This is a genomic window from Ruegeria sp. AJ12, assembly GCF_056536245.1.
This window is the reverse complement of sequence record NZ_JBQFJJ010000002.1, coordinates 386,875-399,977: the sequence shown is the minus strand read 5'-3', so window position 1 is coordinate 399,977 and position 13,103 is coordinate 386,875. Positions and strand designations below refer to the sequence as shown.

Below are 13,103 nucleotides of genomic sequence, written 5' to 3'. Positions count from 1 at the left end.
CTGCAATGAATTTGAGAGAGAGGCACACCAAAGAGTTTATTCTTTTTGGAATGTTTAGAATCTTTACCACCATTTAATTGTTATAAAACAAATAGTAAGGTGTACTTGAGCACCTGTTTCCGGTTTCAAGAGAGCCCAAATACAGGATCAAAGGTTCCCGTTTGCGGGATCAGGGGTACCAGAGTCCGGGAACACGGGTCCCGATTCGCGGGATATTACGAATACACCGTCAACAGACCCTAATCAGGCCGCTTGGGGGCCTGTTTTCGATCTTCGGGAGTCCCTTGCGGCTCGATCCGAGTCGCGGCTTTGTGGATAACCTGCTACCCGGAGCGTTAAGGTACCTGTCTACGGGATTCCCACCATCCCGTATTTGGGCACCCAAAACAGATTGATCCACGGGTACCTTTCATGGCACATATATCAAAACGAGCAGTCAGGCAGAATCATGCCGGATACAACATTGGACATGGACAGTCTTTCGGGCGCCCTGCGTCGGGAGACGGTCAAAAAGAACGTTGCCGCCATTCACATCAGCGGCAAGCTTTCGTTATTGCAACGGAAGCTGTCGAACGTCCTGTTGCTCAACGCCTATGACGCCCTGACATCGGCTGCGACCCACACGATCGACGCGCGGACGCTTGCGATGATGGTGGGTTACAATTCAAACGATTTCGACACGTTGCGCGCCAGCCTCAGAGCGTTGGCCGAAACAGTCGCCGAATGGGACATGCTGGATGAACAGGGGCGGCAGGAATGGGGTGTCTCTTCGCTGTTGAGTTTTGCCAAGCTCAAGAATGGTATCTGCGAATACGCCTATTCGCCTGCCTTGGCGCAGAAGCTCTATGATCCGAAAATCTATGCCCTGATCAATGTTCAGATACAACGCAATTTCAGTTCGGGGCATGGTCTGGCCCTGTATGAGAACTGCTATCGTTTCGTACGCACCGGGTCGACGGGCTGGTGGTCACTGGAGGTGTTTCGTAAACTCATGGGTGTGGATGGCAGCGACTATTACAGCAGCTTCAAGCACCTTAACGCCAAAATCATCAAACCAGCGGTCGCAGAGGTAAACAAAAGCTCGGACATTCTGATAAAACCCGAGTTTCAGAAGAAGGGCCGCACCGTCATGGACATCCGGTTTGCGATCAAGGGCAACCCTCAGAAAGCGATGTTCGAGATCGACGACAGCGACGGGGTACGCAATCTGCCAGTCTACAAGTTGCTCAGACAGCAGGGCGTGTCGGACCGTTTGGCGCGCCAGTGGATTGCCGAACATGGCGAGGATTACGTGCAGCAGAAGCTGGATTACGTGAGTGGACAGGATGGCGTGAAGTCAACGTTGGGATATCTGTCGGCGGCTCTGCGCAACGACTATCACGTGCCTGACGCAACGCGTAAGGCCGAACCCAGCCCCGAGGCCGTTGCCGCAGCGGAACACCGCCACGCTGAAAAGGCGCAGGAAGACCAGGCCTACGCCGCGCGCATCGCGGAACGCGCCGAGCGCGCGCGCAAGCTGTCGATTGTCGAGGACTTGGTTTCGCGGCGAAACCCGACCCAGCGTGACGCAGACAAGCGCCTGTTCATGAGCAGCCTCGACAATGATCTCGACCGGGAACACTTCCGAGCGCACGGATGGCGCTCGGGTCTCAACGCAACCGCGATCTTCGCATTCTGGCAAGAACTCGAACCGGACGCGTTCACTTTTGAGGCTGAAATGTGATGTCCAATGGGGCAGGGCGGGTCTGAACAAGGATCGTTGAGGAACCTCCAAACGAGATGTATTGCGCATTTTGCCCTAATTTTGCCCGTTAAACCTCTTTGAGTCTTTGAACTTGCACAATCTTGACCCCGTCCGCGGCCCATCGCAGCCCTTGACGTTGCCACTACCTTGGCCGGCTCTGTCGCGAACTTTGGTCGGTATGTTGCGCCTCTGGGTGTTTTGATCCAATTGGTGGTTGGTCTGTGCCGATCTAGGCTCAGGAGTCATGGCCAATGAATGACAATTGCCGCGAGAGCGATGGCTGAAAGGAAGACCTTGGGGCAACGGTCGTAGCGTGTCACCACACGGTGCCAGTCCTTCAATCTGCCAAATATGATCTCAATCCGATTGCGGCGTTTGTAGCGGCACTTGTCGTATCGGACAGTTGTCTTGCGCTGTTTGCGGCCTGGGATGCACGCGCGTATCCCTTTGTCTTTCAACGCTTCTGTGAACCAATCGGCATCATAGCCGCGGTCACCCAGCAACCATTCGACATTGGCAGACGGCTGACCAATGCCCTTGCACCGATGTAGTCGCTGACCTGACCGGCGGTGACTAAACAGATACAAAGGGTGTCATTTGCCATTGTGCTTGAACCAATGGCGCACCATGGCTCATCTGTCACAAACCGCATGCAGCTTGGTATTCATGCCGCCCTTGGTGCGCCCGATCAGACGTCCACGTCCCCCTTTTTCACCGCAAGGCTGGACGCTGTGCGATGGGCTTGAGGCACGTTGCATCCATTGCCCGGCAGGGCATCACGCAGTGATGCCCTCAGAGGGGATCATGACCGTCTTCTGCTCGTCGTGTTCCGCGGCAAGACCGACCAACATCTGGGCAAAGATACCTTTGTCACTCCATCGCTTCCAAAGATTATAGAGCGTCTTGTGTGGTCCATATTCCCTAGGTGCATCGCGCCACCGTAACCCCTTGCGATTGACAAAGGTAAACCCACTCAAGACACGCCTGCTGTCAACGCGAGGTTTGCCGTTGCACTTTGGGAAGAAGGGCTCCAGACGCGCCATCTACTCGTCACTTAACCAGAAAAGATCGGACATGTTCACTGCCCGTTTTGAACGCGATGAATCACGCAACCAAACGGAAATCAATGGGTCCTGAGCCTAGAAAGGAAAAGTCACGTGCAGTGCAGAAAGCCGTTGAAGCAGCACCGGTTCTCTAAAGAACTGACTTTGCTGGCGGTCCGCTGATACTGTCGTTGTTGGTTTTCCTATCGCAATGTGCTTGATCTTATGGCTGAACACGGGATCATAGTTGATGCGACGACCATGTCTCGTTGGGATTGAGATTTTGGGCCAGAAATCCTCAGACCTGCTTACGGCCAGCATTGATTCTAGCGGGGCTTACAATGGCACCTGTGTTCGGGTCAACGGCAACACCAGTTAGCTGTAGCATGCGGTGGTATTCTGGAGCAGAAACGGATCTGACGATAGAACGGGCGCGAAACTCCATAGCGGTGCCCTTTGAAAAGACGCCATAATGGTGTTGGTTGAGAACTCGTGAATGAAAAGCGAAAGCCAACCTATAACCTGGAAGCGATCAAATCGACCTTCAGTTCTGCAAAGAGGCTAAACGCGCTCAGTTCGGCGAGTCGCTCAGCAGCAGAGCTTAGGTTTGGAAGTGGTGAGATTGTTGAGGTTATCCAGTTTATCGACAGACGCGATTTTCAGAAGTCAATGAAGGTCTGTTTTGTCCCGCTGAGCGGCCATTGCCTGGGTCGATGCGACAAGTCCAGTGTGCGGGACGAAGCTACCATTCGCTGCAGCCGACAAAGTCAAAACAGATCGCGAAACTTTTTGCTTAATCCGTGCTTTCTGGCGTCAAAGTTAATTGTTCTGAAATCATTTTTCACCAATCCGGTAGCGGTTAAGTTAGATTTTTGAGAGGTGGCGATGACTTTTCTACCAGTTATATCCGGCTCTGGTATCGGTGCGCTCACCTTTCTGAACAGGACAAGAGATCAGCAAGAAAGCGTTTTGAGAGCAACCGGAGACGTGGCTCGAGACCTGGAGGCCGTCCGTAATCGGCTGACAAACATACAAAATGTCGACGAGTTGCTTGATGATCGTCAGGTTCTGCGGGTGGTTTTAGGCTCTGTCGGGCTTGAGGACGACATCAACAACACCGGTCTGTTGCGGAGTATTCTGCTGTCCGATCTGAATGATCAAAGGTCGGTGGCCAACCGGATTGCAGATCCAAGGTACCGTGAACTCGCGCAACTGTTCAACTTCGGCGCAGGCACCGGTGCAAGCCTGCCAGGGTCAACAGCGGCTGACACGCTTTCACCTCAACTGCAGGCGCTGGGGTCTGTTGACGATCTCTTTCAACGATCCAACAACAGGCTTTTAACGCGCGCCCTTGAGGTTTTCGGCCTTGAGGACGACGCTGGCAAGACAGTGTTTCTGCAACGCGTTCTGAACTCCGATCTTTCCGATGAAACATCGCTGGTCAACCGCCTCGGAGACCAGCGATACATCGACTTTGCGTCCGCCTTTCAGGGCAATGTCGATACGCTGCCGCAGCAATTGCGGGGCAAGGTTTCGGACAAGGTCGCCGAAACACTGCGCGCCGCAAAGCGCGGAGAAGATGTGACCGCCGACCGCAGAGTTCTGAATGCAGTTTTGGTCCAGTTTGGGTTGGAAGATCAGATCAATAACACACGGCTGATAAATGACGTTCTAAACAGCGACTTGGCCGATCCGGGTGCCCTTGCAAATCGGCTTGGTGACCCACGCTTCCAAGATTTGGCCAGAGCGTTTGATTTCGTGGGGCGTCGTGATGACGAAACATCAATTTATGCGTTTGCAGAGCTTGCGCAGAAAAACCCAGACAGCCTGACATCCGCAGAGGCTTTTCTTGAAAACGAGGTGCTCTTGAACACGACGCTCGCCGTTTTTGGGCTGGACGCTGAACCGGTGGACAAGGATCTGCTCAGATCCGTCCTGACAGCGGATCCTCTTGATGAAAATTCCGCTATCAATCAAAGCGAGAACTCAAAATACGTCGCGCTGGCAAGTGCTTTCGATTTTGGAGACCAGCTCGCCCGCCCCGACCCCGCAAAACAAAGCCGCATAGATAGGCTGGTTGATGCTGTTGCGCGGCGCAATACGCCGCCCACAACAATCGATGCTGTTTTCGGGGATCCGAGGTTACTGTCAGCCGCAATCGCTCTCTTTGATCTCCCTCAGGATGAGAATTCTGCAGGATATACGCGCAGGCTGCTGTCGAGTGATCCGACGTCTCCGCTCTCGACCTATCAATTGGCGCCGGACGCGAACTACAGGCATTTCTATGATGCGCTCAATCTGCAGACAGGTGAGCAGGCATACGCATATCCCGAAGGATTTACCGATGCCGTCATCAACTCCTACATTGAGCGCCAGTTTGAGATATCGGTCGGTCAACGCGACAACGATATGAGGCTGATGCTGGCGCTTGATCGAGATCTGGGTGTCGCCATCAGTCAAATAAGTGGAAACGATGGGCGATGGTTTCGCGTGATTGGAACGCCGTCTTTGCGTGCCGTCTTTGAAGGGGCGCTTGGCCTGCCGGACGGCATTGGTCAATTGGACATTGATCGCCAATTGAGAATATTCAAAGACAAGTCACAACAGGTGTTTGGAACGGCAGATCTTGTGGAGATTGGACAACCCGGCAATCTGGAAGGGGTGCAAAGAAGATACCTGGCGCTTTCGTTGATCGGCCAGACCGGAAGCACCAGTCCGGCAAGCTCTGTGCTTTCGTTGCTCTTGTAGCGGGTGACGGTCGAGACCTTCATAAGGTCCTTTGCGCACAACATGGCGCCAAAAGTACTGGGCTGGATTAAACCCTGGAGCGCGCGGCGACAGCACCCGCGTACGCGAAACGTTGCAGCGCATTGCGTATGAGCGCTGGCAATCGGATGCGATGGTTTTCGGGCACGGCACAGTCAGACCCGGAGCGCATCTTGTTGAGTACATGCCGATCGGCAGCCATCACACCTGGTACGGGCTATTATTTGTCAAAGGCCTGACCGGATTTGCCGCGTTTCTCATACCGTTTCTGGTTCATTTCTCGGTCGTCACCCTGGACGCAATAAGGTTTGAGCGAGGCAAACTCCCGGTGGGGCTGCTACTTACCATTCTCCTCCTTACCTTTGGAGAAAACGTTGAGGTTCAAACCTATTTGCTCTGGCCAACCCTATTGGCGCTCGGCTGTCATCTGAGAGAGATCAAATCAGTATATCGAGGTTCTGGACATATAGCCAGCAAATGACGAGCGCTGCGAGTGCGATGGCAGACAGAAAGACTTGTGGGCACCGGTCGTAGCGGGCTTTGTTGCAAAGTTTCTAGGGTCAGGACTCATAACCAGTAGATCACGAGTGCGGCCAATGCGATGGCTGATAAGAAGACCTTGGGGCATCGGTCATAGCCTGTCGCCACACGCCGCCCGCCTTTCAACCTGCCGAACATGATCTCGATCCTATTTCGCCGCTTGTAGCGCGGTTTGTCGTATCGCACCGGTCTCTTGCGCTGTTTTCGACCGGGGATGCAGGCGCGTATCCCCTTGTCTTTCAACGCTTCTCTGAACCAATCAGCGTCATAGCCTCGGTCTCCCAGTAGCCAATCAACAGCTGGCAAACTGCTCAACAAAGCCTTCGCGCCGGTGTAATCGCTGACCTGCCCGGCGGTCATGAAAAGGTTCAGAGGGCGGGCCCTGGCTGTCGCAGATGGCATGCAGTTTGGTATTCATGCCGCCCTTGGTTCGGCCTATCAGGCGTCCACGTCCCCTTTTTCACCGCAAGACTGGACGCCGTGCGGTGAGCCTTGAGATATGTTGCATCGATCATGACCGTCTTTTCGTCGCCATGGTCAGCCGACAAGCCCATCATCATCTCAGCAAATATGCCCTACTCGCTCCATCGCTTTCAGCGGTTATAAAGGGTCTTGTGTGGGCTATATTCCTTGGATGCATCGCGCCACCGCAAACCGTTGCGATTGATGAAGATAATGCCTCTCAAGACGCGTCGGTCATCGACGCGAGGCATGCCGTGGGATTTGGGAAAGTAGGGCTCAAGACGGGCCAATTGCTCGTCGCTTAACCAGAAGAGATCAGAAATCGTCACCGCTTGCTTGCTGCGCAATGAATCACGCAGCCAAGCAAAAATCAATGGATTCCGAGCCTAATCTCTTCCATAGGCGTCTTCATTTGGGTTGTTTACAAACCCACAGCGGCACATCGAGGCCAGCGGGGGCGTCTACACCTTCAGAACCTTCAGCATGCGCTAAATGTCGTTGGAGGATCGGTCAGTGCCTGCGCGTATCCATATTTCAGAAAATTAGGAGGTGTGCTGGTTCAGAACACATTCATCAAAGCGGTCGGATTTACGGGGTCATTGCGCGGTGGCCGTACTTTGTTCGACCTATGCGCGGCGCGGGATTAGCTCATCCCGTTTTTCGGTGAAGTGGGATCAGTCAACCCGATGTTCTTATTGCTCGGAGCGCTCAAGTCACTCGGTAACGAGATCGCAAAAGGTTGGGCTGCATCCTTGACCACGGGGTGGGTCAGTTTTGCACAAATCCCGGGATTGCCGTTGTTCCTCAAGGGCCAGACACCGAGGCAACCGATGCCGCGAGGCGTTCCCGAGAGTGGCGTACCATTGTTGATCTTGGCGCGCCGTCGCTGTGCAGTGCATGCCTATCTGTAGTTCAGTTCACTCTGAACAGGTGAGCGCGCTGAACTGGGCTTGTGCAATAGGCCAAGCCAGTTCCGCCGGTAGTCCAAGGGAATGCGAAAAGCCCTCCAATACTACGGATAGTGTTTCTGCAACTTCATTGGCGGGGAGCTTCCGGAACTGAATGTCCGCCTGCAGCGGCGGAAGACGGCTCAGGCTCCGGCCGGTGGGGCCTGGGCTGCAGGCATAGTCAATTTCAGTCATATCAATGTGCCACTCTTCTTCACGCCCCGCGAGCCGGAGTGTGATTACGCCTTCGCTGGGTTCGACGACGATCTGCCAGCGCGTCTCGGGGTTTTGCACTGCCGCTAGGGCAGCGAACCCGTCCTGCGTGGCGACCGGCTCTTGCCCCCGGGAGGCGGAGGCCGCAAGCACGAACCGTTCCACGCTGTTTGGATGAGAGGTCTCGGCGCGAGACGGCAGCGGTAGCAATCCTCCAAAACCCACATAGTCGGACAGGGCGTCAAGCAAGTCCGCGTAGCTGGAATTGGTCAGCGCCCGTACTGGCATGGTCTCGTCGACATCCACGACCAATCCGTCGGTCGTTGGCAGCACCGCAGCCGTTCGCCCCGTGGCGTCAGCGACAAAGTAGTGGATGCGGCTCATGGCCCGAACGCTTGTATCCTGGAAAACGTGCAAGGCTTCCTCAACAGTGGCCGCGCGGTCAAGGACGCGTTGAATCAGTTCCAATTCGCCAACAATGTCGTTGCCCGTGGCCAACGGAAACCGCGCATCATCGTTCCACATGAGCGAGACGAACAAGCCCGCCGTATTGACGCCTGCGGCCGGCATACCCGGACCCATCTGGTTGAAGCTGACACTTCCAAAGAGAGTCTTCCAGGTTGCGGTGCTGTTTTCCATAATCGATGTGCGAGTCGCACCCACAGGATTGACAAGGACATACCCCGCGCCGGTCGCCGAGGTATCGTAGCTATAGGCGATCAAAGGTGTTGCGATTGGTCCGATGGCCATAGTGGAACAGGCAATCGCTTGGGGTGTGATAAGCCAATTTGCGAACACCAGCGCCCACATGGCTGGCGTCTTCTTGGTTAGGGGGTGCTTTCTGATATTCATGCTATACCTGCTTTGCGGCCCAATTCCATTCGCGCCGTTACACCCGGATGGAAGGCCGCCGATTGGGTTTGCAAGCCGGGATTCGTGAAATGCGTACGTTTTTCGCCAACAGTGCTGCAGTGCAGGTGATGCTGGCCTCCTCCGGTGAATTGTTGCGCTCGCGGAGGAACTTGGGAATTCTGCTGATACTCTCGTTTCTGGCAGGGCTGACCGGTCCATTTGGGACGGCCATCAGCATCGAGACTTGGGCGCGCTTGCTCTACTGGACTTTGATCGTTTTTGGCACGGTGCTGCCGGTCCATCTCGTTCTCGTCATGTTCGAACGTCATCGACAACTGGATGGTCTTGGCTGGACGATCCTGGCATGCCTGTTCGCGGCCGTCCCCGCGACTCTCGTGGTCTACGGTGTTGCGACCATGTTCGGTTCCCGGATCGGTGTGCTGGCTGCCATCGAACTCTACCTGCAAAGCGCATTGATCGTGACTGCGATTGTCGGAGTTGTGCGGCTGGCGTCCGGATCTATGTCCAGGGAGATGGGCGAAGCCCCGATCCTGCGCCGACTGCCTGGGGCGTGTCGAGGGAATTTGATCAGATTGGCGGCGCAGGATCACTATGTCGAGGTGGTGACCGATCGTGGTCGATCTCTCGTGGCAATGCGATTGCGCGATGCGATCACCGAGGCTGCACCCGTTGCTGGAACCCAGGTGCATCGCTCGCACTGGGTGGCAACGGAGGCGGTCACTGGCCGGTACACGACTGATCGCACGATCCGATTGAAGCTTGTGGATGGCAGCTCTGTGCCTGTCGGTCGGACTTTTAGAGATGCGGCCAAAAGTGCGGGCATTTTGATTTGAAAGCCTCCTTGCAGGTGTGAATGGGATACGGAAGGTCTCATTTTATACTGTTGGGCTTTTTGTGCGACGTGTCGGAGGACGTGAGGGCGGTAAGGGACCGGAGAGTTGGCACTGTGCTCGTTGATCTTCGGGACGGTACACTTGGGGCCCTCGCATTCGGAGCAGGGCGAAGGCCCGTGGCGACGCTGACTTCTAGTTTTGTATGAGTTCGATGACCTCTGCTCCGAGCTGCTGAATGGCGGCATTCCGAGTCGCGAAATCCACATCGGTGTCCGAGATAAAAATGACGACAATCCAAGGTGCCCGTCCAGAGGGTGTCACAAGCGCAACGATGTTGCGCGTGTGACTGCCGGCGCCGGATTTGTCGGAAATTTCCCAGTCTGTCGGCGCGTCATCACGCAAGAGCGCTCCGGTCACACCACCATGGCTCATCCATTCGACCAGTTGGTCGCGAGAGGCCGGAGAGAGAGCATCCCCCGTCAAAAGAGCCCGCAGCGTTTCTGCCATCGCAGCCGGGGAGGTGGTGTCCCGAGGATCGCCTGGGGCAAAGGTGTTCAGGTCCGGTTCTCGCCGGTCAAGGCGGCTGATCATGTCGCCGATGCTGCGGAAAAACTGCGTGACAGCCTTGGGGCCGCCAAGATGATCGATCAGCAGGTTCGCGGCTGTATTGTCACTCATATCAAGAGCGGCCAGACACAAGTCCGAGATCGTCATGTGTTCTCCGACGTGCCTTTCTGTGACCGGCGCATAGGATAACAGATCAGCTTCATGAATTGGCAGCGGCTCGGACAAGGAGATCTGGCCAGTTTCACTATGCGCCAAAATCGCTGCACAGACCGGCGTTTTCACGATGCTGTTCATCAGGAACCGTTCATGTGCGCGGTGAAACCAGGATGTATCGGTTCCGGTATCCACCAAGGCAATTCCAACCCTTCCATCCAGACGGTATTCGATCTGGGCAGCCGAAGCGGCGAGCGACTCAAATGTGGATTGCGCCGCCACGGGATGAGTGATGGACAGCCCAAGGGTGATACCTGCCGCAATGCGCGACAGGACGAAGGCGGAAAACCGCATGATTTGTTCCTCTCAAGAATGCGCGCCGTTTTTGGGGCGCTGATACATGTGTGGCGTCCTCCGACGTCGCGCCTTTGGCTAAAACAACTTGCCCACCGGGCTCAAACGAGAAATGTTATGGCACAGTATTAGGTAAGGTAATGGTATGGATCGCCCCGATTTGCCACTGAACGCTCTTCGAGTATTTGAAGTTGCCATGCGGCAGGGCAGTTTCACCCGCGCGGCAATCGAATTGAGAGTGACGCAAGCCGCCGTCAGCCACCAGATCGCGCGGCTTGAGGATCGTCTTGGTGCGACCCTGTTTTTGCGGACACCACAAGGCCTGGCGCCAACTGACGAGGGGCTATTGTTGTTCCCGGTTCTCGAACAGGGGTTCGAGGCCATGGCGCGTGTTCTGGATCGCTTGAGCGGACGACGCGATGTGGAGGTACTGAATGTTGGTGTAAATACCACTTTTGCCCTGGGCTGGCTGTTGCCAAGGCTCGATGCCTTCCGCGAGGCCAACCCGGAGATCGACCTCAGAGTCTCGACAAACAACAATCGCGTTGAAATCCTGCGCGAAGGCCTCGACATGGCGATCCGGTTCGGAAAGGGCGGTTGGACGGGTCATGACGTGACGCCGCTGATTGACGCTCCGTTGTCACCGCTGTGTACGCCGGCGGTGGCCGCTCGGTTGCAGAGCCCCCCGGATCTTGGGCAGATCTGTCTGTTGCGCAGCTATCGTAGCTCTGAGTGGCCAGACTGGTTCAAGGGGGTTGGTGTTGCCTGTCCGCCCGTCAATGGTCCTGTCCTTGATAGTTCGGTTGCGCTTGCAGAGTTGGCCGCATCTGGCGGCGGGGCCGCCTTACTGCCCGTGCGCATGTTTAATCACCACATCGAACAAGGCCGCCTGGTACAACCTTTTGGTGCAACCGTAGCCGCAGGAAGATATTATCTGGGATGGCCATCTGACCGCACCCCAACCCCTGCAATGACGAAGTTCGCGGATTGGGTGACCGAGGCCAGTTCTATCGGCTGAAACACCGGTCGGGCTTTGTCGGGGATGGACATTTTCGCACATGCACGGCCTGGACTGAAATCATGCGATCAGGTGAGTTCACTCTTTGATCATGGGTCGGCGGGCTGTCCGATGTGATCGGTCGGGTTGATCCGAACGCCCGACCGCAGGTTGGAATAGTGGGCATGCCGCAACAAGCAGGGAAACTGCCCAGGCGCCGCACAAAGCAAAACCTCATGTGCGATCGGTTCAAAATCTGCACGAAAGTGGGTCGTACTTTTTACGCATAAGATCTGGGCCTCCTCCGGCTTTAATTCGAAGTGTCGAAACTGGGACAGGTCCAGGCATTGGTTCCGAACACTTGTAACGACGATCTGAATCTGTGTTTTCTCTATCTGCAGGGCTGCCGAGGGTCCGAGCGTGGCAATACCGCCGCCATACATTGCACCGGTGTATGGGCACTGCCCATCGCTGACCCGTTTTACCTGGACTCTGGCATGTAGCGGGCTGTCTCCTGGGCCGCGGCCACCGATCGCTGCTTCGAATGTCGCGCCAGGTCCGGTTTGATGTGCTTTGGCGGCCAGGGCGGGATCGTGGATCAGCCCGAGAAGTGCAGGCGGAACATCCTGTTGAACAAGCTCTCGCAGCAGCCAGGTTGTGTCTGAGGATGCCCCTGCACCAGGATTATCCTGCACATCGGCAATGACAACCGGACACCCAATGGGGGCCTGTCGTGCCCGGCTGACAGCTTCGGCGGGTGTGAGCAGGGGGCGGTTGAAGTCCCGTTCAACCTTTGCCAGTTGTGCCGACAGTGTTTCGACAATCGCAGCGGCTTCGGTCAGATCCGGGTCGTAGGCGACAACCGATGGCCCCGTGCCGGGATTGTCCGACGCTGTGAAACCCAACGCGATTTCCGCCAGACGCGTGTCCGGTCCCTCGAATTTCTCAAGAGCGCCGTACAGCCTCTGTGCTGGCCCCGTGCTGGTTTGTTGTGCATGAAGGGGGATAAGATAGTCGCCCTGACGCCATGCTTTTGCCGGTCGGCCGCACTGGTAAATGGCCGCGAGCATCCGATATGCGCGCCCCCCGGTTTCGGCCATGTCCAGATGGGGATAGGTACGAAAAACCGTCAACGCATCTGCCTGATCCACCATTTCTTGCGTGATATTCGCATGCATGTCGAGACTGGACACCAGCAGTGTTTCAGGGCCAATTACATGCCGGACCCGCGCAAGCAACTCACCCTCACCATCATCGAAGGCCTCGGCAACCATCGCACCGTGCAGATCAAGATAGACGGCGTCCAGCGGCCCTAACTCAGAAATCGCCTGTGTGATCCGGTTGGAGATAGTTTCGAACGCATGGTTGGACACCTTGCCGCCCGGTTCAGCGGCACACCATAGAATAGGGAGAAGGTCATGGTCAGCCGCAGCCTGTGCAAACCCGGCAATTGGCAGGTTCATACCGCGGGTTGCCTCCAAAACATCCGGCCCCGTCAGCAGAGCCGGCCAGCTGTCCGCCTGCTCAAAATCGCTCAGCTTCGTGGGGTTTGCAACGAAGGTGTTGGTTTCGTGTTGAAATCCTGCGACTGCAATTCGCATTTAATCCATC

General features: G+C 55.8%; 9 protein-coding genes and 3 pseudogenes. 7 read left to right on the top strand and 5 right to left on the bottom strand.

The features are described 5' to 3' along the window. Positions 1 to 448 precede the first annotated feature (448 nt). On the top strand, positions 449 to 1,723 hold the full coding sequence (locus tag ACR3E0_RS22065; protein ID WP_480481204.1) for a replication initiation protein: 1,275 nt from the start codon (positions 449 to 451) through the stop codon (positions 1,721 to 1,723). 263 nt (positions 1,724 to 1,986) lie between these two features. On the opposite strand, the pseudogene ACR3E0_RS22060 reads toward ACR3E0_RS22065, so the two are convergent. Continuing rightward, a pseudogene (locus ACR3E0_RS22060) lies at positions 1,987 to 2,787 on the bottom strand (IS5 family transposase). Between the two features lie 492 nt (positions 2,788 to 3,279). Between ACR3E0_RS22060 and ACR3E0_RS22055 the strand changes: the two are divergent. From ACR3E0_RS22055 to ACR3E0_RS22045, 3 genes are all read left to right on the top strand, one after another. Then, positions 3,280 to 3,663 (top strand): type II toxin-antitoxin system MqsR family toxin, encoded by a 384-nt coding sequence (locus ACR3E0_RS22055; RefSeq protein WP_480481202.1) that lies wholly within the window; start codon positions 3,280 to 3,282, stop codon positions 3,661 to 3,663. Positions 3,664 to 3,774: 111 nt separating this feature from the next. Next, positions 3,775 to 5,535, top strand: a complete 1,761-nt coding sequence (locus ACR3E0_RS22050; RefSeq protein ID WP_480481200.1) for a DUF1217 domain-containing protein — start codon at positions 3,775 to 3,777, stop codon at positions 5,533 to 5,535. Positions 5,536 to 5,566: 31 nt separating this feature from the next. After that, entirely contained in the window at positions 5,567 to 6,034 is a 468-nt protein-coding gene (locus ACR3E0_RS22045) for a hypothetical protein (protein ID WP_480481198.1), read from the top strand. Between the two features lie 86 nt (positions 6,035 to 6,120). On the opposite strand, the pseudogene ACR3E0_RS22040 reads toward ACR3E0_RS22045, so the two are convergent. Beyond that, positions 6,121 to 6,878, bottom strand: a pseudogene (locus ACR3E0_RS22040) (IS5 family transposase). A gap of 213 nt (positions 6,879 to 7,091) precedes the next feature. Between ACR3E0_RS22040 and ACR3E0_RS22035 the strand changes: the two are divergent. Continuing rightward, positions 7,092 to 7,381 (top strand): annotated as a pseudogene (locus ACR3E0_RS22035) (aldehyde dehydrogenase family protein); the annotation flags it as partial. A 91-nt stretch (positions 7,382 to 7,472) separates the two neighbouring features. On the opposite strand, the gene ACR3E0_RS22030 reads toward ACR3E0_RS22035, so the two are convergent. Next, positions 7,473 to 8,567, bottom strand: coding sequence for a C45 family peptidase (locus ACR3E0_RS22030; RefSeq protein WP_480481196.1), 1,095 nt, complete (start codon positions 8,565 to 8,567; stop codon positions 7,473 to 7,475). A gap of 89 nt (positions 8,568 to 8,656) precedes the next feature. Between ACR3E0_RS22030 and ACR3E0_RS22025 the strand changes: the two genes are divergently transcribed. Continuing rightward, positions 8,657 to 9,421, top strand: coding sequence for a LytTR family DNA-binding domain-containing protein (locus tag ACR3E0_RS22025; RefSeq protein WP_480481194.1), 765 nt, complete (start codon positions 8,657 to 8,659; stop codon positions 9,419 to 9,421). A gap of 192 nt (positions 9,422 to 9,613) precedes the next feature. Here ACR3E0_RS22025 and bla read toward each other — a convergent pair whose 3' ends face one another. Further along, complete coding sequence (bla, locus tag ACR3E0_RS22020) at positions 9,614 to 10,495, bottom strand: class A beta-lactamase (RefSeq protein ID WP_480481717.1); 882 nt, start codon at positions 10,493 to 10,495, stop codon at positions 9,614 to 9,616. Positions 10,496 to 10,640: 145 nt separating this feature from the next. Here bla and ACR3E0_RS22015 point away from each other — a divergent pair, with 145 nt between their 5' ends. Beyond that, complete coding sequence (locus ACR3E0_RS22015; RefSeq protein WP_480481190.1) at positions 10,641 to 11,513, top strand: LysR family transcriptional regulator; 873 nt, start codon at positions 10,641 to 10,643, stop codon at positions 11,511 to 11,513. Between the two features lie 89 nt (positions 11,514 to 11,602). Here the strand turns inward: ACR3E0_RS22015 and ACR3E0_RS22010 are convergent, their stop codons facing one another. Beyond that, positions 11,603 to 13,093 carry a M81 family metallopeptidase gene (locus tag ACR3E0_RS22010; RefSeq protein ID WP_480481715.1) on the bottom strand — a complete coding sequence of 497 codons (1,491 nt, stop codon included), beginning with the start codon at positions 13,091 to 13,093 and terminating at the stop codon, positions 11,603 to 11,605. Between the last annotated feature and the right edge of the window lie 10 nt (positions 13,094 to 13,103).